At 49.5% G+C, this 21,803-nt stretch carries 15 protein-coding genes; 13 read left to right on the plus strand and 2 right to left on the minus strand.

The window, feature by feature from the left end:
- Positions 1-16 precede the first annotated feature (16 nt).
- A complete protein-coding gene (locus tag TBC1_RS01290; protein WP_062037382.1) occupies positions 17-736 on the minus strand; it encodes a ubiquinone/menaquinone biosynthesis methyltransferase in 720 nt (239 codons plus the stop codon).
- Positions 737-919: 183 nt separating this feature from the next.
- Here TBC1_RS01290 and TBC1_RS01295 point away from each other — a divergent pair, with 183 nt between their 5' ends.
- The 3 genes from TBC1_RS01295 to TBC1_RS01305 all read left to right on the plus strand — a co-directional run bounded on the left by TBC1_RS01295 (position 920) and on the right by TBC1_RS01305 (position 4,996).
- A complete protein-coding gene (locus tag TBC1_RS01295; RefSeq protein WP_062037385.1) occupies positions 920-2,974 on the plus strand; it encodes a hypothetical protein in 2,055 nt (684 codons plus the stop codon).
- Positions 2,975-3,200: 226 nt separating this feature from the next.
- A complete protein-coding gene (locus TBC1_RS01300) occupies positions 3,201-4,127 on the plus strand; it encodes an NAD-dependent epimerase/dehydratase family protein (protein WP_062037386.1) in 927 nt (308 codons plus the stop codon).
- 218 nt (positions 4,128-4,345) lie between these two features.
- A complete protein-coding gene (locus TBC1_RS01305; protein ID WP_062042631.1) occupies positions 4,346-4,996 on the plus strand; it encodes a protein-L-isoaspartate(D-aspartate) O-methyltransferase in 651 nt (216 codons plus the stop codon).
- A 12-nt stretch (positions 4,997-5,008) separates the two neighbouring features.
- Here the strand turns inward: TBC1_RS01305 and TBC1_RS01310 are convergent, their stop codons facing one another.
- The gene (locus TBC1_RS01310; protein ID WP_062037389.1) at positions 5,009-6,559 is read right to left on the minus strand and encodes a hypothetical protein; all 1,551 of its coding nucleotides are present in this window, start codon (positions 6,557-6,559) and stop codon (positions 5,009-5,011) included.
- Positions 6,560-6,864: 305 nt separating this feature from the next.
- On the opposite strand from TBC1_RS01310, the gene rbsK reads away from it, so the two are divergent.
- From rbsK to TBC1_RS01355, 10 genes are all read left to right on the plus strand, one after another.
- On the plus strand, positions 6,865-7,788 hold the full coding sequence (gene rbsK / locus TBC1_RS01315; protein WP_062037392.1) for a ribokinase: 924 nt from the start codon (positions 6,865-6,867) through the stop codon (positions 7,786-7,788).
- Between the two features lie 10 nt (positions 7,789-7,798).
- Positions 7,799-8,497 (plus strand): carboxypeptidase-like regulatory domain-containing protein, encoded by a 699-nt coding sequence (locus TBC1_RS18130; RefSeq protein ID WP_236695625.1) that lies wholly within the window; start codon positions 7,799-7,801, stop codon positions 8,495-8,497.
- 6 nt (positions 8,498-8,503) lie between these two features.
- Positions 8,504-10,756 (plus strand): SusC/RagA family TonB-linked outer membrane protein, encoded by a 2,253-nt coding sequence (locus tag TBC1_RS01320; RefSeq protein ID WP_236695626.1) that lies wholly within the window; start codon positions 8,504-8,506, stop codon positions 10,754-10,756.
- 13 nt (positions 10,757-10,769) lie between these two features.
- A complete protein-coding gene (locus TBC1_RS01325; protein WP_236695627.1) occupies positions 10,770-12,296 on the plus strand; it encodes a RagB/SusD family nutrient uptake outer membrane protein in 1,527 nt (508 codons plus the stop codon).
- A 12-nt stretch (positions 12,297-12,308) separates the two neighbouring features.
- Positions 12,309-14,300 carry an ADP-ribosylglycohydrolase family protein gene (locus TBC1_RS01330; RefSeq protein ID WP_062037397.1) on the plus strand — a complete coding sequence of 664 codons (1,992 nt, stop codon included), beginning with the start codon at positions 12,309-12,311 and terminating at the stop codon, positions 14,298-14,300.
- 72 nt (positions 14,301-14,372) lie between these two features.
- A complete protein-coding gene (locus tag TBC1_RS01335) occupies positions 14,373-15,956 on the plus strand; it encodes an ADP-ribosylglycohydrolase family protein (protein WP_062042634.1) in 1,584 nt (527 codons plus the stop codon).
- A gap of 8 nt (positions 15,957-15,964) precedes the next feature.
- Positions 15,965-17,530, plus strand: coding sequence for an ADP-ribosylglycohydrolase family protein (locus tag TBC1_RS01340; protein ID WP_062042637.1), 1,566 nt, complete (start codon positions 15,965-15,967; stop codon positions 17,528-17,530).
- A complete protein-coding gene (locus tag TBC1_RS01345) occupies positions 17,530-19,140 on the plus strand; it encodes an alpha/beta hydrolase (protein ID WP_062037400.1) in 1,611 nt (536 codons plus the stop codon). Before TBC1_RS01340 ends, TBC1_RS01345 begins: the two co-directional genes overlap by 1 nt.
- Positions 19,141-19,143: 3 nt before the next feature.
- Positions 19,144-20,709 carry an alpha/beta hydrolase-fold protein gene (locus tag TBC1_RS01350; RefSeq protein ID WP_062037403.1) on the plus strand — a complete coding sequence of 522 codons (1,566 nt, stop codon included), beginning with the start codon at positions 19,144-19,146 and terminating at the stop codon, positions 20,707-20,709.
- 31 nt (positions 20,710-20,740) lie between these two features.
- On the plus strand, positions 20,741-21,748 hold the full coding sequence (locus TBC1_RS01355) for a GRP family sugar transporter (protein ID WP_062037407.1): 1,008 nt from the start codon (positions 20,741-20,743) through the stop codon (positions 21,746-21,748).
- Positions 21,749-21,803: the final 55 nt, after the last annotated feature.

The following is a 21,803-nucleotide window of genomic DNA, read 5'->3' on the forward strand; positions in this document are numbered from 1 at the left end:
GACAGCTGTTCCGGTGTTACTTTATGGCAGTTACAATGGCCGTTGCCCCCAGCAGATAAGGCTGGCCGCTTACCTTGCTGAATCCTGCCTCCAGCAGAACTTCTGAGATTTCAGGAATGGAATAATAGTTAATGGCAGAATGCGCCAGGTAGTCGTATGCCGGGCGGTTTCCCGAAAGCAGGCCACCAATGGGCGCGGTAATGTATTTCTGGTAAAAATGGTAACCCGCCCTGATCAGCCTGTTGTTTGGCTGGCTGGTTTCCAGCACCACAAAGCGTCCGCCCGGTTTCAGCACCCGGAACACTTCACTGATATGCAAACGCGCATCAGGATTTTCAAACGTCAGGTTGCGGAAACCAAACGAAATGCCGACCGCATCAAAAAATTCATCTTCAAAGGGCATATTTCCGGCATCACCCTGAATCAGCTTTACCCTGTCCTCTCCGAATAAGGCAACTTTTTCTTTCGCCCTGGCAAGCATGGTATGGCTGAAATCCAGTCCGTAAAGCTCCGCGCTTTGCTTTGCCGAGCGGGCGAGATGCATGGTAAGGTCAGCCGTCCCGCAGCAGAGGTCGAGCACCCGTGAAGGGTTTTCTTCCAGTATGGTTGCCGAAGCCTTTCGCCTCCATCCCTCATCCAGATTCAGGGTTAGGATACGGTTAAGAATATCATATTTGGGAGGGACTTCGGTGAAGATTTGCTGGGTAGGGCGGAAGCCCTTTTCGTCTCGGAACATCACGATGGGTTGGTTATATTTACTGGGTGTTTTGTTTCAGCGCTCAAAATTACACAGATTCCTGAAGCCGAAGCTATTTCTGAAATGACCATTTCAACTATCCATTTTTCAGATTTCTGCATTCAGCGATCTTAAAGTTGCCGCATTTTCCTACTTTTGCAGAGATCCTAAACTTATTTTAACATGCGTAACATCATCATTATCATGGCAATGGCAACATTGATTGCCGTAAGTGGCTGCAACGAAAATCAGGAAGCAGTTACCGGCGGGCCTGTAAAGGCTTTTATTGAACAAACCGCTGTCGAAAAAGTTATTCAAACGCTCAATGATTCTTTGGGCGAAGCCCCGAAATTCCGCATTGAGCGCGGGGTGCAGCAAGTGGCAAATCTGTGGCGCGAAAGCGATGGCACGGTTGAGGATTTTGAAGATTTTTGTCTCGGGAATTTTGTGGCCGAGGAGCCTGCCCTTGAAAATCTGTACAGGAAACTGGAAAGGAATTTTGAAATCTTCAATGGCTATTTTCACAAGATGGATGTGCTGCTCAAAGAGCCTATTCAGCTCGAAGGCCCTGAAATCGAGCCCGTGGATATGATGTTTGGCAGCTACAATGCAGCCGCTCACCTTACCGACGACTTTTTCAACAACAAAATAGCCTTCCTTACTGCCCTGAATTTCCCGTTTTACTCCCTGAAAGAGAAAACCGAGAAAGGGGCAACATGGAGCCGTCTGGAATGGGCTTATGCCAGAATGGGCGACCGCTTTACCTCCAGGATTCCTGCTGAGATCATTCAGCAGGCTTCCAAAACCCTTACCGAAGCCGATGCATACATTTCTGATTACAATATCTATATGGGCCGCCTGGTAAATGATAAGGGCGAGAACCTGTTCCCTGACGGAATGAAGCTGATTACCCACTGGGGCCTGCGCGATGAACTGAAATCGAATTATGCAGGTGCTAACGGGCTCGAAAAGCAGCGTATGATCTACGATGTGATGAAGCGCATCATCGATCAGAGCATACCGCAGCAGGTGATTAACAAGGATGAGTACACCTGGAATCCGGCGGATAACAAGCTGTTTAAGGATGGTGCTGAAGTACAGGGAAATCCTGAACCCGATAAGCGTTATGAAGTTTTGCTCGGCAACTTTCATGCGATGAAGGCGATAGACGCTTATAATCCGAATTTCCCTACCTACATCAGCCGTGCTTTTGAGGAATACATGGAAATTCCGCAGGAAGATGTGGAGCGTCTGTTTACTGAATTCGTTTCTTCACCTCAGGTAAAGGAAGTGGCTGCATTTATCAGCCAGCGTCTCGGGCGCCCGCTGGAGCCTTTCGATATCTGGTACAACGGTTTCAAATCCAGGGGTGGTTTACCCGAAGAGCAGCTTACCGCCATCACCTCAAAAAAGTATCCTGATCCGAAAGCACTTCAGGCAGATCTTCCCAACATTCTGGTGAAACTGGGCTGGCCGCAGGAGAAAGCCAGGCAGATTACCTCACTGATTTCGGTTGATCCTTCACGGGGCGCCGGACATGCCTGGGGCGCCGAGATGCGCAACGATATTGCCCGTCTGCGAACCAGAATCGGGGCCGGTGGCATGGATTATAAAGGATACAATATTGCCGTGCATGAATTTGGCCACAATGTGGAGCAAACCGTTACCATGAACGATGTGGATTACTATATGCTGCAGGGAGTTCCCAACACCGCGTTTACGGAGGCAGTGGCCTTTCTTTTCCAGAAACGCGACCTTGAACTGCTCGGCATGCCGAACGCCGATCCCAACAAGGACCACATGATGGCCCTCGATAATTTCTGGGCCTCCTACGAAATTATGGGTGTTTCGCTGGTGGATATGAAAGTATGGAAATGGATGTACGACAATCCGGCAGCTTCTCCCGCTGAGTTGAAGGAAGCGGTGATTTCAGCCGCCAAAGAAGTGTGGAATAACTATTACGCCGGTATCCTTGGCGGAAAAGATGAACCTATCCTGGCCATCTATTCCCACATGATCGACAATCCGCTCTATCTGTCAAATTATCCGATGGGCCACCTGATTGATTTTCAGATTGAACAGCAGGTAAAGGGTAAAAATCTGGCAGATGAGTTCAACCGCATGTATACCCAGGGCAGGCTGGTTCCCCAGGTGTGGATGAAAGGGGCTGTTGGTCAGGAGATTTCCATTAAGCCTACCATGAATGCCGCAACCGAAGCGCTCAAAGCATTGCAATAAATCATAAGCTAGGTTGCTTATTTTTAAAACCTGTCCGGACTCAAATCCGGGCAGGTTTTTTTCATCGCTTTGCCCAAAACCGTCAGCACTTCTTCTTACTTACCGGTTTATAACCCTGGCTGGCCCGGATTAAACAGGAACTGGCCGTTTTGTGTTATAACATTTCACCTGCATAATTCAATTTTGCAGCTTATTTGTCTTTAGTCGGACTTTAACCAGATTTATTATGCAAACAATACTTGGAGCAGGCGGAGCCATCGGGAAAAAACTAGCCAAGGAACTGACCGCCTATACAAAGGAGATAAGGCTGGTAAGCCGCAATCCCAAAGCCATAAATCCTGATGATCAGCTGATGAAAGCCGATCTGACCGTTGCCGGAGATGTGGACCGGGCGGTGGCAGGATCTGAAATCGTTTATCTGACCGTCGGGGTGGAATACAGCGCGAAAGCCTGGCAGCAAAAGTGGCCGCTTATCATGCGCAATGTTCTTGACAGCTGCATCTGCCATCAGGTAAAGCTGGTGTTTTTTGATAATGTTTATACTTACGATCGTAACCACCTCGGCAATATGACCGAAGAAACACCGGTAAGACCAAGCAGTAAAAAAGGCGAAGTCAGAAATCAGGTGGTCAATATGCTGCTCGATGAAATGAATAGTGGCCGCATCACTGCTGTAATTGCGCGGGCGGCTGATTTCATCGGCCCTGCCAACAGTGTGCTGATAGAGATGGTTTATAAAAATTTCACCAAAGGGAAGAAGGCGAACTGGTTTTCACAGGTTGACAAGGTCCACAGCTTTACCCACACGGATGATGCTGCAAGGGGAACAGCCATCCTTGGCAATACCCCGGATGCCTATGGTGAAGTGTGGCACCTGCCTACTTCGGATGAACGCATTACCGGAAAAGAGTGGATTGCGCTTTTTGCCGGGGAAATGAATGTGGCGCCAAAATACAGCACCCTGCCCGACTGGATGCTTGCGTTACTCGGGCTGTTTGTTCCGGTATTAAAAGAGCTCAAAGAAATGGCCTATCAGTATGACCGGGATTATTTTTTCGACAGCAGCAAATTCAACCGGCGTTTCAATTATGTTCCCATCCGGGCTGAAGAAGGAATAAGGGAGCTGGTGAAGTCCCTGAAAGCTGAAAATTAGTCCTTAGTATTTGCCCGGATACAAACTCGGTCCCGGAATTATTACAGGACAATGATTCATTTGCTTTCCCACAGGGTCGGCAGGTTTGCGGCTTTTTGATTGGATAATGCCCTGAAAATTATTATCTTTAAGGCATGAAAGCATTGTTGCTCCGACCCGGCCCCGGCAGGTTGCTTCGTTTTATATCCACTGCGGGGGCAGGATTAATTTTGTCATTTATGTCACCACTTTATGGTCAGGATGATTATGCCGCTGCCCGGGAAAGCATGGTTAAGTATCAGATTGAAGCGGAAGGAATATCGCACCGGGCCACCCTGGTGGCCATGCGCAACGTACCGCGCCACCTCTTTGTGCCCCCGGATCTGAAATCGCATGCTTACCGCGACATGCCGCTACCGATAGGATACGATCAGACCATTTCGCAGCCTTATATGGTCGCCTACATGACCCAGGCCATAAAGCCTGTGCCCGGGATGAAGGTGCTTGAGATAGGAACCGGTTCGGGCTATCAGGCCGCTGTGCTGGCTGAGATTGTCGACAGCGTTTTTACCATAGAAATCGTTGAACCCCTGGGAAAACAGTCGGCGGCCTTACTGAAAAGGCTGGGATACAAAAATGTAAAGGTCAGGATAGGGGATGGTTTTGCCGGATGGCCGGAGCACGGGCCTTACGATGCCATTGTGGTGACTGCTGCTGCTGAAGAAATCCCTCCCCCGCTGATTGCCCAGTTGAAAGAAGGCGGCAGTATTGTGATTCCGCTGGGCAGGCCCGGAAGCGTTCAAACCCTGGTGAAAGCGACAAAAATCAAAGGCAGTATGGAAAGAAAAAGCCTGCTGCCGGTCAGGTTTGTGCCTTTTGTCAGGGAATAATCCGGAATCTTTTTACCCGGGATTCTCTGTTCCGGCTATGGGAGCATGCCTATCCCTGAGAATGGTCGCCAATGGCTGCTGCTTAAGCATGGCTTCGATCCATGCGGTGAAGTCAAATATCCTTAGTAGTTGCTGCTCAAAAGGATCCTGCTGCATGCCAAGCAGGTCCGGCAGGTATTTTTCAAAAAGTTTCCCCCTTTTTCGTTTATTATCTGGCAACTGCTTGATCAGAAACTTCAGCATGAAGTGTTCAATTTTGTAGCCTTTTTCGCTTGCGGCCAGGTCGCGCCTGATCGACCTGATCTCATAGCGGATCAGTTCCTCGTCGCCCAGTTTGTAAAGGATCATCAGGTTTACCAGCCTGATGGTGCGGTAGAGCGGCAGGTAGTAGAAACTTTTGCCCCGGACAATGATCTGGCTGAGGAACTTGTGTGCCTCCTGGTACTTTCCGTTTCCGAAAAGCACCAGTGAAGTATACAAACAAAGTTCAGCCTGCCTGGAATGGCTCAGCAGGTGAAATTTGCCGTACAGTTTTTCCCTGTATTGATCCGTCAGGCTGTCGCAGGAAGCAAAGTCACCACGGTCGAGGGACGGAAAAAGTTCATAAAGGAATGCCACGCAGGTCAGCAGCAACCTGAAGTCGGCCGATTGACTTTCAATCTTCAGCAGCTGATCGGTAAAGTAGCGCATGCCCTCATAATTGTGAATGCTCCGCAGGCTTTCGAGCACCCCTTCGAGGGTATAGAGGTAATACACGGGTGGATTGCTCCAGAGGTGCTTGTTGGCTTCGAAAAGGTTGTTCAGCTCATAATACGACCGTAGGGCAGATTTAAAATCGCCCACGCTGATCAGGTAGTTTGATTGAAACAACTGGTGAAGTTTGCTTACTTCGAAGTTTTCGGGGGACAGGGATGCCACAAGGCTGAGCTCACTGTAAACCAAATCATTCAGCTCATTTTTCTCTTTCTGCGACCGGGCATAGCCCTTGTAAACGACCCTGTGTTTCAGGATTTCGTAAAGCGAACTTTGCTCGTTGATTTTTCTGATGTATTTCATCGACTCCGTAAGCCTGAATTGCTTTTTCAGCAGTTCCTGTTCTTTCAGATTAGGGAAGTTCAGCGCAAGCAGGTAATCGAGCTCCAGGCGGTTGGCCAGCAGAAGGGCATGGTAGTTTTCGTAGCGTTCGGCCTGGGCCATTACATTGTTAAGGGTGTCAAAACACTCATCGAAGAGCGACTTCTCAAAGAGTACCCGCGCTTTCAGGATTTTGTTGAACAGATGGAAAAAGCTGTCCTGGTTTTTGCGCAGTTCCAGCATGGTATCCAGCAGGATTTCGAAAAGATATTTTACCGTGGTGTCGAAAGCGGCTGAAGGGCGCCTGGCGAGAAAAGCCTGACGAAGCGCCGCCGGCGTATCCTCTGCTCCTTTTTCGATAAGGTCATATAATATAAGGTAGTCGGGCAACGATTTTTTCCGGTAAACCATTTGCCTGAATGTTTTCTTTTCAGGCAGGCTCATGGAGTGGATCATCTGCACCAGCGACTCAAAGCGGGACTTTTTCATAACTCAGGCTGAAGTTGTTTATAAAGTGTGCAGGCAGTTGCCGGTTTCATCGGGATAAGATTAAGTTCCGCATCAGAACCGTCAGTCAAAGTTAACAATTCTTTTATAATGAGAGATGATTAAAAATATGGTTTTCGGTCAAAATATTTATACTATCATTTAGGTTAAAGTATTGAATACAAATATTATAGATAATAATTGATTGATTAATACCTTTTTATGAATTATAGTTTGAGATGATTTATTGATTTTTTTCGCAGTTAGTTATTTATAGTTTTGTCTCACAAACTAACGTAAATAATTATATGCAGCGCAAGAAATTAGTTGTGGTAGGTAGTTGTAATACCGATATGGTTATCAAGGCTGACCGTTTGCCTATTCCGGGAGAAACCGTGCTTGGCGGGACTTTTTTCATGAACCCCGGCGGCAAGGGGGCCAATCAGGCGGTAGCTGCTTCCCGTATGGGCGGCAATGTGACTTTTATCTCCAAAACCGGCAATGATGTTTTTGGAAAGCAATCGGTTGTATTGTATAATTCCGAGAACATCAATACCGACTACATCTTTTCCGATCCCAATAATCCTTCGGGAGTTGCCCTGATCACGGTGGATTCGCGCGGTGAAAACTGCATTGTGGTTGCTTCCGGAGCCAATGCTTCGCTTTGCCCGGCCGATATTGAAAAAGCCGGCAGCGAAATCGAAAGCAGCGACCTGGTGCTGATGCAACTTGAAATCCCGCTCGATACGGTTGAATATGTAGCAGAACTGGCCAGCCGTAAAAACATTAAAGTTATTCTTAACCCGGCGCCTGCCAGGGCACTGTCGGATCAGTTGCTGAAAAACATCTACATCATCATCCCGAATAAAAGCGAGGCAGAGATCCTTTCCGGCATCAAGGTTACCGATTACGATTCGGCCAGGCAGGCTGCTGACATTATCAGCGCCAAGGGCTGCGATATCGTGGTGATCACCCTTGGCAGCCAGGGAGCGCTTATCAAGGATCACGATGAGTATCACTTTGTGGATGCAGTGAAAGTGGAAGCAGTGGATACCACCGCTGCCGGAGACGTCTTCTGTGGAACCGTGTGCGTTGGACTTTCCGAAGGCAGGACCATCCTTGAATCGGTACAATTGGCGGCCAGGGCTTCGGCCATCACGGTTACCCGCATGGGTGCCCAGTCGTCTATCCCTACCCGCGCTGAGTTGTTAACTTTTGACCAGAATCAATAAATTCCGCTTTATGAAAGCAGCCATATTCAGAAGAAAGATTGCCGGTATGGGAACAGCCATGATGCTGTTTCTGGCGGTGCTTTTATTGTCAGGTTCTGCCCATGCCCAACAGGCCGATGTGCTGAGGATCAGGGGAACGGTAACTGACCTGGGAACGGGTGAAACCCTTCCGGGAGTTAATATCTCTATAAAAGGTACCCAGACCGGGGCTGTTACCGATATCAACGGTAAATACAGCCTTGACGCCTTAAAAGGATCAGTGCTGGTGTTCAGCTTCGTGGGTTATGAAACCGCTGAGGTTACCCTGGGCTCCCAGACCACCCTCAATATCAGGCTTAAACCTACCGTAGAATCCCTCGAAGAAGTAGTGGTGATCGGTTATGGTCTTACCACCCGCAAGGAGGTCACAGGTTCCATCGCTTCGGTGAAGGCGGATGACTTTAACCGCGGCGCCCACAGCAGCCCCATGGGATTGCTGCAGGGAAAGGTGGCGGGACTTTCCATTACCCGCCCTGATGGTGCCGATCCGCAGGCAGGATACCAGATTCTGCTGCGCGGAACCAATACGCTTACCTCCGGACAGGGACCACTGGTCATTGTTGACGGTGTGGCCGGCGTAGACCTGAAAAATGTAAGCTTCGAAGAAGTTGAATCCATCGATGTGCTGAAGGATGGTTCTGCGGCCGCCATTTATGGTACCCGTGGCTGAAACGGGGTGATTATTATCACCACCAAAAGGGCCAGAACCGGACAGAGCAAGGTGGAATACTCTGGATATCTTTCGGCACAGGTAAATCCCCGCATGGTGGAAAACCTGACTGCCGCGCAGTTTAAGGAAGCCGTTGAGCAGTATGCCCCTGACAAAGCGGGCAGTCTGTATGGCGCCGAAACCGACTGGTTTAAGGAAATTACCCGTTCCATGCCGGTTAGCCATAAGCACAACCTGGCAATTTCCGGCGGAAACGAAAACTTCTCGCACCGCACGGTATTCTTTGTCGACAAGGCAGAAGGTTTACTCAGGGACAATGAATCAAACCGCTACCTCCTGAAAACCAACATCAATCAGAAGGCGCTGGGCGATCTGCTTACCCTGGACTATAACCTGAGTTACGGCATGCGCAATTACAAGCCGGCAAACTACGACCTGTTCTACCAGGCTTTTATCCGCAACCCGACGTCGCCGGTTTATGATCCGGGCAATGAATATACCGGGGGTTACACACTAATCTCGGGTATGGACTATTACAACCCTGTGGCCATGCTCAACGAGCGTATCCGCAATGGCAAAACCGATGATATGGGCGCCAATGTGAGGGCTACCCTGAAACTCAGTAATCATCTGAACTGGGTGAATCTGGTTTCCGTCGAAAAATCGGCATGGGAAGAGCTTTCCTATCGCACAAAGTATTATCCCAGCCGGCTGGGCCGGAACGGAGAGGCCGAAATCAGCAATGGCCGCAGCAGTGACCTGCAATATGAAAGTACAGTGAATTTTACTGAATCTTTTGAGAAACACAATCTGCAGGCACTGGCAGGTTATTCATTCGAGGAGTTTGAAACCAACAATTCCTACATGATCAACTCGGGTTTCGATACCGATCTTTATGGACCTCATAACATTGGTTCAGGCATTGCTTTGGCCGAAGGGACTGCTTCCATGGGTTCCTACAAAGGCAAAAGCCGGCTCATTTCGTTTTTCGGCCGGGTGATGTATAATTTTGATGAAAAATACCTGGCTTCCGCGTCCTTGCGGAGAGAAGGTTCTTCCAGGTTCGGTAAGAATCATAAATGGGGATGGTTCCCCTCCGTAAGTCTGGGGTGGAGAATCAATAAAGAGGACTTCCTGAGCGATGTTCAGTGGGTCAACGACCTGAAAGTCAGGGTCGGATATGGTGTAACCGGGAACCAGGACATCGGCAATTACCGTTCGCTGCTACTGATGGGACGCGCCGGAAAGTTTTACTACAACGGGGAGTGGATCAACACCTATCAGCCGGTAACCAATCCCAATCCCGACCTGAAGTGGGAAAACAAATCGGAAATCAATGCAGGAATCGATTTTGCAATGTTTGATAACCGGCTGAGCGGTACCCTTGATTATTATTACCGGAAAAGTACCGACCTTCTTTACACCTACAACGTATCCGTTCCACCCTATCTTTACAAGGAATTATTTACCAATGTCGGGACCATCAGCAACCGGGGGATTGAGCTTACCCTGAAACATGTGTCAGTCAATAAAGGAAAGCTTAACTGGACCAATATGCTCACCTTCAGCCGGAACAAGAATATTCTGGAGAAATTTTCGAATGAAGAGTTTACCGATACCTCCTATGATCTTGGCTGGATTGGCGGTGCCATTGGCGTGAACGCCCAGAAGATCCGTGAAGGTGAAGCGCTGGGAACTTTTTACGGACCCGTGTGGATTGGTCTGGATGAGCTAGGCAACGACCTGTTTAAAAATGCCAATCCTGTCGGGCTGGTGAATCCTGAAGACTGGGAGGTTATCGGGAATGCATTTCCTGACTTTACCCTGGGATGGGGAAGTTTTTTAACATACGGCAACTGGGATTTCAGTTTCAGCCTGCGTGCCAGCATAGGCGGGGAAGTATTGAATACTTACAGGCTTTACTACGAGAACTGGGGAACTTTCGGTTTGAATAATGTTACCCTGACTCAGTTCGAAAATCCCGAGTTCAGGGGCAATGCCCGCTATTCCTCGAAATATGTTGAGGATGCCACTTATATGAAGCTGGATAATATCTCTGTGGGTTATAACATGCCGGTCAGCCTGAAATACATCACCCGCCTGAGGGTTTACGCGACGGCACAGGATGTATTCTGCCTTACCGGATATAAGGGCCTGGATCCTGAGGTGAACCTCGGTGGCCTGACCCCGGGCATTGAATACCTCTCCTATTATCCGCGAACCACTCTGCTGACACTGGGAGTAAATGTTACATTCTAAGACGACGACAGCCATGAAAAAAATGAAATATATCGTTCTGTCCCTGGTTGGAGCCATCGCGCTCACCATGGTATCGTGCACCGATCTGGAGGAGGATGTTTATTCAGCGATACCCCTGGATAAGTTTTTCCAGACCGAGCAGGAAGTGCTGATGAATGCCGGAAGGGCATATACCAAGCTGCAGCGGTTTCCCGAAGAACAGCGGTTGTGGTCGCTGATTCAGAACGCATCCGACGAGATGGTAATTCCCGGCCGCGACGATGGTTTATGGTGGGAGCAGGGCCGCTGGGATGAACTCCACACCCACCGCTTCAACTCAAGCAACAAAATCCTGAGGCAGTCCTATGAGTATGTGTTTGAAGGGATCAGCGCCTGTAACGAGGTGATCTACGAAACCGAAGAATCAGAAATTACATTCGAGGGTAAGGACCGTATCGTTTCGGAAATCAAGATTCTGAGGGCGCTGTTTTACTACTGGGCCATCGACAACTGGGGCAATGTGCCTTTTACCATCGACTTCACCGACAAGGAACTGCCCGAACAGAAAGACCGGAAGTTTATCTTCAGTTTTATAGAGCAGGAAATCCTGGATCATGTGGATAACCTCCAGGATCAGCCTACTGCCGCGCATTACGGAAGGGTTACCCAGGGGATGGCCTGGACATTGCTGGCAAAGCTTTACCTGAATGCGGAAGAGTGGATCGGGGAAAGCAAATACGAGCTGGCCGTGGACGCCTGTGACAAAGTGATTGCGCTCAACGCATACTCAATCGAAGATGATTACTTCACTAACTTTAAGGTGAAGAATGAAAACAGCCGGGAGAACATTTTCGTGATTGTAAACCACTCTGTCTATACCAAGGACCGGCTATACTGGTATACCCTTACCCTGAACGATGCCAGCAGGGCTACTTTCGGGTTCAAGGGGGAAATGTGGGATGGTTTTGTACTGGAACCCGAGTTTTTCAACAAGTACGATGAAAACGACCTGAGGCGGAATTCATTCCTTTTCGGGCAACAGTATGATATGAATGGCAATCCGATCTATTTTATTGAGGGAAACGATACCGTCTGGTTTGAGTACACCCCCACCATTGCCAATTACCGTGCCCGGAAGAAATGGGAAGGCGCCCGCTGCTGCAAGTATGAATACCAGAAAGACCTGGAGTACTATGTAACCGATATGGAAAATGATTTTGTGCTTTTCCGGTATGCCGATGTGCTTTACACAAAGCTCGAGGCGCTGTGGCGTCTGGGCAGGGCCGGCGAAATGCTGAACGATTCGGAGTTGCAGAAAATCAGGACCCGTGCGGGTATGCCACCTTATCAGGCCTCCGACATTACGGCAGAAGAACTGTTGGATGAGTTCGGCCGTGAGTTTGCCTGGGAAGCCCGCCGCCGGCAGGATCAGATCCGGTTCGGTGTTTGGGGGAATACCTGGTGGAACAAACCGGCTTCCGGTCCAACTGCCAAACTTTTCCCGTTGCCGCAGACCGCACTGAGCGCCAATTCTAAACTTCGCCAGAATCCTGGCTACTAATAAAATACATTTATGAAAAGAAAAAACCTTCATTTCCGGGTTCAGGCAACACTGCTGTTGATGCTGTTTCCCTTTTTCCTGTCGGCAGGCAAGCCCCTGCGCATCAAAAAGAGCGATTTGCGCGACAAAATCGAGGCTGCGTGGGTCGGGCAAATGATAGGGAATATCTACGGACTTCCGCATGAAAACAAGTATGTGAACGCCCCCGGCCCTGAGAACTGGCCTTACGGCTACACAAAAAATCTGGATAAGCTGCAGAAATACGACGGGGCATTTTCCGACGATGATACTGATCTGGAGTATATGTACCTGCTGCAGATGATGAAGCATGGACCCGAGCCAACGTATGCACAACTGCGCGATGCCTGGATGTATCATATCCGCGACCGGGTGTGGCTGGCCAACCGGGGCGCCCTCGGGCTGATGCATTACGGATATACGCCTCCTTTTACCGGCAGTAAAGAACTGAATCCGCACTGGTATCAGATTGATCCGCAACTGATCAATGAAATATGGGCGTTCACCGCTCCGGGAATGATAAAATATGCCGCGGACAAGTCGGAATGGGCCGCCCGCATCACCAGCGATGACTGGGGCGTGGAGCCCACCATCCATTACGGTGCGATGTATGCCGCCGCCTTCTTCGAGAAAGATATCAGTAAACTGATTGATATCGGACTGAAATCGCTGCCTGCTGACGGAAGGTATGCTGCCACCGTTAAGGATATGATCAGCCTGCATGCAAAATTCCCGAAGGACTGGAAAGCCGCCTGGCAGGAGATGGCGCAGAAGTATTACATTAATGAACACGACATGACCAAAACCATCTGGAATGCCAACCTTAACGGAGCCTGCGCCATTCTGGCCATACTTTACGGCGAAGGAGACTTCCAGCGTACGCTCGACCTTTCCTGCGCCATGGGTTTCGACGCCGACAACCAGGCCGCCACGGTGGCCGGGCTGATGGGGGTGATGTACGGCATGAAAGGCCTGCCCGAAAATCTTTATCTTCCCGTAAAGGGCTGGACGAAACCATTTAACGACAAGTACATCAACATAACCCGCCACGACCTGCCCGATACGCAGATTTCAACCATGGTTGACAATACCCTTCAGCAAACGATAGATCTGATTGTAAGCAAGGGCGGGAAAGTAACGGGAAAACCCGGCAGTGAAGTGATAGTAATCAATCCGGATGCTGACTTCCGCGCGCCCATGGAATTTTATTTTGGTCCTGATCCGGTGCTCGAAGCAGGTAAAGCCGTTGATTTCAGCTTTTATACTCCGGCCAATAAAATCTACAACTGGTCCATGATTTCAGGAACGCTGCCCGCCGGTCTTACCTTCACAAACGGCAGGCTGACAGGAACCCCGGTTAAAGCCGGAGATTACAGCATGGTATTGCAGATCAGCGACGGCAAAGCAAAACAAACCCGTGAATTCAGCCTGCTGGTGCGTGGGCGCAACCTGGCCCCCCTGGCCGATACGATCTACTCGAACGTCAGGAAACTGAACGAAAAGGTGCTGGATTCATGCTGGTACACTTTTGGCAAATCGTTGTATGCCAAAGAAATATCAGTGATCAATGATGGAAAAACTTCCGGTCCGGGCTCGGTATTTTACAGCCTGGCTGCCAAGGCAAATATTCCCAAAGTGGATTACTACGGGTACGGTTGGAATGAGCCTCAGGAGGTTGGAATGATTGTGTTTAATACTGGTGGAATGGAGGAGTTCGGTGGTTGGTTTACTTCTCTGAATGTGCAATATCTGAATGAAGCAGGCAGATGGGTGCCGGTTGAAAAATCCATTGTCAATCCCCCGCTGCCCGCTTCGGATATTGTGTTTATCCAGCCCCATTACGCGGAATATGTACTCCGTTTCGATCCCGTTAAAACCAAAGGTATCCGGATAATCGGAGATGCCATGGTGCAAAGCCACTGGAACAAATACACCAGAAATGTTTCAGCCTTCACTTCCATTACCGAACTAAGTGTTTACCCGTAAAAAACTGAAAAGATGAAGCATACTATCAGAAATTTTTTTGTAATGCCCTTGCTCGCCCTGTTGCTGGCGGGTATGATGACTTCCTGCGATAAGCCAGGCAGCAGTGGCCCTGTTGCCGGAACTTCTGTTAAGCTGTCGCACGAACAACTGAAGGACAAAATTAAGGGCGGATGGGCCGGACAAACCATAGGTGTGGTCTATGGCGCACCGGTAGAATTCAAATACCAGGGCTCCACCATTGATGAATACCAGCTGATCCCCTGGCATGAGCATTACGTTAAATATTGGTGGGAGAAGAAACCCGGGCTTTTCGATGATATTTACACTGACCTTAACTTTGTGAATGTTTTTGAGAAATACGGTCTTGAAGTAAGCACCGATACCATTGCAGCATACTGGGCCAACACGGCCTATCACCTGGCACATGCCAATCAGGCTTCGCGTTACAATATCCTCAGGGGGTTGAAACCACCCCAGACGGGCCACTGGCTGAACAATCCCCATGCCGATGATCTTGATTTTCAGATAGAAGCTGATTTCATCGGGCTTATGGCTCCCGGTATGGTGAACCATGCAACTGAAATTGCCGACAGGGTCGGGCATATCATGAACAGCGGCGACGGATGGTACGGCGGGGTGTTTGTTTCGGCGCTCTACTCCCTGGCATTTGTTTCCGATGATGTTGAATTTATTGTGGGGGAAGCCGTAAAGACCATCCCCGAAGGCACGAAATTTCACGATTGCGTCGCCGATGTGATTAAATGGCACAAGCAGTATCCCGACGACTGGAAAGCCACCTGGTTTGAACTCCAGAAGAAATGGAACAAGGATGTGGGCTGTCCCAAGGGTGTTTACCTTTCATTCAACATCGATGCAAAGATCAATTCCGCATACGTAGCCATCGGGCTGCTATATGGTAAGGGCGATTTCTCCCGCTCTGTCGACATCGCCACCCGCTGCGGGCAGGATGCCGATTGCAATGCAGCCACTGCGGGCGGTGTGCTGGGCGTGATGCTGGGCTATGATGCCATCCCTGAATTCTGGCTGAACCCGCTTAAGGAAGTTGAAGCGCTGAATTTCGAAAGCACCGAGATGTCGCTCAGCAAAGCCTATGAAATGAGCTACCGCCATGCGCTGGGCATGATTCAGCTTGCCGGTGGCAAAACCGAAGGTGAAACCGTTGAAATTCCCTATGAAAATCCGGTTGCGGTCGCGTTTGAGCAGAACTTTGTGAATTGCCACCCCATTGCCCGTGAGAAAATTGATCGCTCGTTTATGGATGAGATTACCTTTAATTTTACCGGAAACGGTTACATTCTGTATGGAAATATGGTGAAAAGGTCGAAGGTGGATCCCGATTACATCGACCGGATTTCGAAGCGGCTGGGATCGGAAGTGTTTGGTCTTGCTGAACTGGAGGACCCATATGTGGCCGAGGTTGAGGTTTACATTGACGGGGTGCTGGATGAAACGGTTTACCTGCCTATGAAGAATACCTCGCGCCGTCTGGAGCCGGCCTGGAAATACCAGCTCCCCGAAGGCAAACATGAGGTACGTCTGAAATGGACCAACAACACCCCGGATTATGAAATCCGGATCAACGACCTGATCGTTTATTCCGAAAATCCTCCGGTTAGTCCTTTACCGGTTAACTGATGAAAATTATGAAGAAACTGATAATACTTCCGTTTATCCTGTTGCTGCTGATGTCGTGTCAGCCGGAGAAGAAAAAGCAGGCTGAGCTTCCTGAAACGTTCACCCTTTCGAAGGAAGCGCTGTTTGACAAAATCAGGGGCGGCTGGGCTGGTCAAACCATCGGCTGCACTTACGGAGGGCCAACCGAGTTCAAGTTCAAGGGCACCATGATACAGGATTATCAGGAAATGGTGTGGTACGACGATTACATCCGGGAAATTTATGAACTCGATCCGGGTTTGTACGACGATGTTTACCTTGATTTCTCATTTGTTCAGGTGATCGAGCGCCTGGGCGTCAATGCGCCTGCCGACTCCTTTGCCGTTGCCTTTGCCCGCGAAGATTACAAGCTCTGGCATGCCAATCAGGCGGCGCGCTACAATATCCTGAATGGCATCATGCCTCCCGAATCGGGGCACTGGATGAATAATCCCCATGCCGATGACATTGATTTTCAGATAGAAGCAGACTTCGCCGGTCTCATGTTTCCCGGAATGATCAACAACGCGGCTGAACTCTGCGACCGCACCGGACACATTATGAATTACGGTGATGGCTGGTATGGAGGCGTTTTTGTGGCCGGAATGTATGCCACGGCATTTATTTCTGACGATATCGCTTTTGTGATTGAGCAGGGACTGAAACCCATTCCTCCGCAAAGCAAGTTTCACCAGGTAATCAGCGATGTGATTGCCTGGCACCAACAGTATCCTGATGACTGGAAAAAATGCTGGTTTGAAGTTGAGAAAAAGCACACTTCCGAAAAAGGCTGCCCCGAAGGGGTTTTCAATGCGTTTAACATCGATGCATCGGTGAATGCCGCCTATGTGGTAATCGGACTGCTCTACGGGGAAAAGGATTTTTACAAAACCATGGACATTGCTACCCGCTGCGGACAGGACTCTGACTGCAATCCTGCCACAGCAGCCGGAATTCTGGGCGTAATGCTGGGCTACAGCAGGATTCCTGCATTCTGGAAGCCCGCCATTGAAAAAGTGGAGGATGTGATGTTCCCATACTCCGATCTTACATTGAATCAGGTCTATGATCTCAGCTACAAGCATGCTCTTGAGCAGGTGGAAGCCAACGGCGGTGACGTGGGCAGCAACGACCTGACCATTAAGGTTCAGGCGCCGGAGATGCTGAGGTTCGAGGAGTCTTTCCCGGGAATGTTTCCCGTTAAGGAGCTACTGGTGCGCACTGACCATCTGGAAGAAAGCATAAAATTCGACTTCAGCGGTACAGGCATTGTGGTGCTGGGCAATGTAAAAAGCCGGTGTATTGATGAATCGCGTGATTTTGTTGCCCTGCTGGATGTATACATCGATGGTGAAGTGGCAGAACAGGTTAAAATGCCTTTTGATTACATCACCCGCAAATATGATATTTTTCACAAGTACATGCTGCCCTCAGGTGAGCACAAGCTTGAAATCAAATGGGTAAACCAGCATCCTGACTTCAGGATTTATTTCAAATCATACGTGGTTTACGATGACAAACCCCTCGAATCCCTGAGTAAAAAAGCGAACCTCTGATGCAACGAAACGGCAGATTCTTCCGTAAATCAATTCTGTTGCCGGCATTTCTGGTGCTTGCAGCCCTTGCAGGCTGCAAAAAGGAAAAGCCGGATAACGGAACATCGCTGCCTTTTGAGCGTTTGCGCAAGGATTTGTCGATACAGAGCAGTCTGCTGAACAGGGCCATTAACTATGCCGTGCTGCTGCCGCCGGAATATGAACATGGCCAGGATACTTATCCGGTAGTCTATCTGCTGCATGGCTTAGGTGACAATGAAAAGGCCTGGTACCAGGGGGGCAATATACGCTATTATGCCGATCAGTATGCCGGTGAAACGGGCCCGGTGATTTATGTGATGCCTCAGGGTTTCAACACCTACTGGGTTAATAAATATAGCGGGACTTATCCCTACATGGATATGCTGATCGACGAACTGATGCCGGCCGTTGAATCGGAATTCCGCGTCAGTAAGGAAGCTTCGCAGCGCGCCGTGATGGGTTATTCCATGGGCGGATACGGAGCGTTGATTCTGGCAGCGAAAAATCCGGAAGTTTTCGGAACGGCCGTTGCGCTCAGTATGTCATTCCGCACGGATGGGCAATACCTCAATGAGCCACAGGGGGTTTTCGACAGTCAATGGGGGACGGTCTTCGGCGGGATGGGTAAATCGGGCAACGACCGCCTTACTCCTTACTTCCTCGAACACAGCCCGTTTCATTTTTTTACGGAAGCAGGCGATCCTTCACGCAGTGGACAGCGTTACTTTATCGACTGCGGCGACGATGAGGAAAGCTTGTCGGAAACCAACAACGCGATGCACCTGTTGATGCGAGATCAGGGCATCAATCATGAGTACCGGGTGCGCAACGGGGCCCATTCATGGGACTACTGGCACAAATCACTGCCGGAGGCATTCAGGTATATTGGCCATGCATTCCGACATCTTCCATATCCCGATCAGGGTGACGATACTTTTACTGACAATCCTGTTCAATCCGCCAGGATTCATACTCATTTTACTGTAGAAACCGAGCAGCCTTTCCATGTAATGGAGCCGGAGGGCTATGCTACCGAAAGCAATGCCTATCCGGTGATTTATATTTTGCATGACCGTTCTGCCGGGATGGAGCAGGAGGAATCGATGGATCTGCTGGCCAGGATGGATGCCAGTATCTCCGGCCTGCGGCTGCCAAAATCGCTGATTGTGGAGATCCCGACTGTGAATGAAATGCTTTCCCTGGAAACATTGAGCAGGATCAAAGAAATGGTAAACCTGGAATACCGGGTAAAAACTGAAGGAAAGTTTGCTGTAATTGCCGGAAATGGAGGCGCCGGAGCAACTCTTTATACTATACTGCCCGAACTCGGCGATCTCTTTAATGCATGTTTGTTTTTTGATGCTGAACTGCCCTCCGGCGCCTCCATGACCGGAACTGCCCTGGCCTTGTACCTCGATATCACGGATCAGGGCAATAACTATCAGCCTTATCACTCATTTTATATGAGCCTGAGACAGCAGCAGATTCCCCATGAATACAGGGTAAGACAGGGGTTGCCTTCGCATGGCAGTTTCCTTGCTGGATTGAGTGAAGCATCGGTTTTTATAAAGGACAACCTAAAAAAATAGATCATGAAACGGATAAGCTGTCTGTTGATAAGTTGCCTGCTGCTGCTGACTGGTTTTGATGCCATCGCCGGTGATAAACTGGTGATGGAGAGCATGACCATGCACAGCAGGATACTCGGTCAGGAGGTTCGTTTTTCGGTGATACTGCCGGAAGGATATTATACTGAAAACCGACGCTATCCTGTGGTTTACCTGCTTCACGGCCTGGGCGACGATGAGACTTCATGGCTGGAATACGGGCGTGTAGGTCAATACAGCCGCAATGCCACGGCATCCGGTGATATCGCCCCGGTGATTTTCGTGATGCCCCAGGCATTCAGGACTTATTATATAAATGACTATGCCGGAATTTTTCCATACCAGGATATGCTTGTGCAGGAATTTGTCCCTCACATCGACGGACTTTTCAGAACGATTCCACATGCCGGCAACCGCGCGTTGATGGGTTACTCCATGGGCGGTTTCGGGGCGATGGTGCTCCACCTGGCCCATCCCGGGGTGTTCGGTGTTTCCGTCCCCCTCAGTATGTCGGTGAGAACGGACCAACAATATATGACCGAGGAAGCTTCCGGCTGGGATGAGCAATGGGGCCGGCTTTTCGGCGCTCCCGGTCTGACGGGTGCCGACCGCCTCACGGATTACTACAAGTTGCACAGCCCGTTTCATACCCTGCCCCGGCTTGGTGAAGTGCAGAAAAAGAACCTGAAAATATACATGGTAAACGGCGACGAAGAGCAAACCCTTTGCCGCAGCAATGAAATGTTACATATCCTGATGCACAGTATTGACGTTCCGCATCATTACAGGGTTATTGATGGTGGTCACAGCTTCAGGGTGTGGCAGGCCGCTTTGCCTGACGCACTGCGCTTTATCAGCGATGCCTTTGAAGGTAAACCTTACCGGGGTGATCTGATGGATTCTCCTGCAGCCGGACAACTTCCTCATGAGCAGATGATTGTGGTGAATACCGGCGGTGAGCAGGTATTTGCTTATGTACCGGATGATTATCAGGTATCTGACAGAAAGTATCCCGTTATTTATTTTGCCGGAATTACAGGGCAGGAACAGATGGTTTCGGTCAGCAGGCTGCTCGACCGTGAGATCCGCGCTGGCAAGGCAACACCCATGCTGATTGTATTTCTTCCCGGAAAGGATGAGACCGGGATAATCACATTGATTGATCAGCTTGAAAGACAGTTGCGCATTCGTCCCGGCTACAGGTTCAGATCTGTCGCAGGATATGGACAAAGCGCGGAAACCTCGCTGAGGTTGCTGAACAGAGAGATGCGTTTCAGCAGTTGCCTGCTTACAGGCGCTGTTCTGAGCGGTTCAGAAGCGGCTGAAATCCTGTCGTCATTTGAATTGGAAAAACTGAAAAGAACCAGTCTGTTCATTGATGCCCCCGATGATGGCTGTTGCGCTGAAGGCAATGGCGAACTGCACATGATGCTCCGCGATGAGGAGGTAAACCATGAGTACAGGGTAAGACAGGGTAGCGGAGATGAAGGCTGGATCTCAGGCGGATTTAGAGAAGCAATTAACATGATTTCTACAAGATTTCACAGATAACGGATTATTAACACACCAAAAACAAGCAGATATGTTTATCGTAAGTAGTTACACGCTGGCCGTTGCCCTTTGCTTCGTCACCATGCTATGCTGGGGCTCCTGGGGCAACACGCAGAAACTGGCCGCCAAAACCTGGCGCTATGAACTGTTTTACTGGGATTATGTTATCGGGGTTGTACTCCTCTCGCTGATCATGGGTTTTACACTGGGAAGCACAGGGGAACAGGGTCGCAGTTTCATTCCTGACCTGATGCAGGTGAGTGCGGCCAATTTTGGCAGCGCCTTTCTGGGCGGTATTATTTTCAATGCTTCCAACATCCTGCTGTCTGCTTCCATCTCTCTGGCCGGTATGGCTGTCGCTTTTCCGGTTGGCGTTGGACTGGCCCTGGTGCTGGGGGTGTTTATCAACTATTTTGGTGCACCATACGGAGACGCCGTTTTGCTGTTCAGCGGGGTGGCCCTCATTGTTTTTGCACTGATCTTCAATGGCGTGGCTTACGGAAAGATTACTAAAAACAAGGATAAGAATGTAGCGCGTAAAGGTCTGTACATTGCCATTGCAGCCGGTATCCTGATGTCGTTCTTCTACCGTTTTGTGGCTGCAGCCATGGATCTCAACAACTTTGAATCGCCTACGCCAGGAATGGTTACGCCTTACACCGCCGTATTTATTCTTGCGCTGGGTATGTTGTTCAGCAATTTCTTCTTCAATACCTACCTGATGAAGAAGCCTTTTGTCGGGGAACCGGTTACTTACAAGGCGTATTTCAGCGGAGGGTTCTCCACACACATGGTAGGTGTGCTCGGCGGTCTGATCTGGGGTATTGGTACCTCCCTGAGTTATATTGCCACCGGTGAAGCCGGTGCAGCCATTTCGTATGCACTCGGACAGGGCGCAACCATGGTTGCCGCCTTCTGGGGCGTATTTATCTGGAAAGAGTTCAGGGGAGCGACCAAAACCATTAACCTCCTTCTGTTCTTAATGTTTTTGCTTTTCACCTCCGGTCTCGCACTGATCATTGTGGCCGGTAATCAGTAGAATTTTAATTCCAATCACACAATAACTCTCATTCATTAACCAAAAACCAAAAAAA

This window comes from Lentimicrobium saccharophilum, from assembly GCF_001192835.1.
GTDB lineage: Bacteria > Bacteroidota > Bacteroidia > Bacteroidales > Lentimicrobiaceae > Lentimicrobium > Lentimicrobium saccharophilum.

Coding starts and splice junctions, on each gene's coding strand:
- TBC1_RS01290 (WP_062037382.1), bottom strand. CDS start 736: ATGTTCCGAGACGAAAAGGGCTTCCGCCCTACCCAGCAAATCTTCACC.
- TBC1_RS01295 (WP_062037385.1), top strand. CDS start 920: ATGCGTAACATCATCATTATCATGGCAATGGCAACATTGATTGCCGTA.
- TBC1_RS01300 (WP_062037386.1), top strand. CDS start 3,201: ATGCAAACAATACTTGGAGCAGGCGGAGCCATCGGGAAAAAACTAGCC.
- TBC1_RS01305 (WP_062042631.1), top strand. CDS start 4,346: ATGTCACCACTTTATGGTCAGGATGATTATGCCGCTGCCCGGGAAAGC.
- TBC1_RS01310 (WP_062037389.1), bottom strand. CDS start 6,559: ATGAAAAAGTCCCGCTTTGAGTCGCTGGTGCAGATGATCCACTCCATG.
- rbsK (WP_062037392.1), top strand. CDS start 6,865: ATGCAGCGCAAGAAATTAGTTGTGGTAGGTAGTTGTAATACCGATATG.
- TBC1_RS18130 (WP_236695625.1), top strand. CDS start 7,799: ATGAAAGCAGCCATATTCAGAAGAAAGATTGCCGGTATGGGAACAGCC.
- TBC1_RS01325 (WP_236695627.1), top strand. CDS start 10,770: ATGAAAAAAATGAAATATATCGTTCTGTCCCTGGTTGGAGCCATCGCG.
- TBC1_RS01330 (WP_062037397.1), top strand. CDS start 12,309: ATGAAAAGAAAAAACCTTCATTTCCGGGTTCAGGCAACACTGCTGTTG.
- TBC1_RS01335 (WP_062042634.1), top strand. CDS start 14,373: ATGATGACTTCCTGCGATAAGCCAGGCAGCAGTGGCCCTGTTGCCGGA.
- TBC1_RS01340 (WP_062042637.1), top strand. CDS start 15,965: ATGAAGAAACTGATAATACTTCCGTTTATCCTGTTGCTGCTGATGTCG.
- TBC1_RS01345 (WP_062037400.1), top strand. CDS start 17,530: ATGCAACGAAACGGCAGATTCTTCCGTAAATCAATTCTGTTGCCGGCA.
- TBC1_RS01350 (WP_062037403.1), top strand. CDS start 19,144: ATGAAACGGATAAGCTGTCTGTTGATAAGTTGCCTGCTGCTGCTGACT.
- TBC1_RS01355 (WP_062037407.1), top strand. CDS start 20,741: ATGTTTATCGTAAGTAGTTACACGCTGGCCGTTGCCCTTTGCTTCGTC.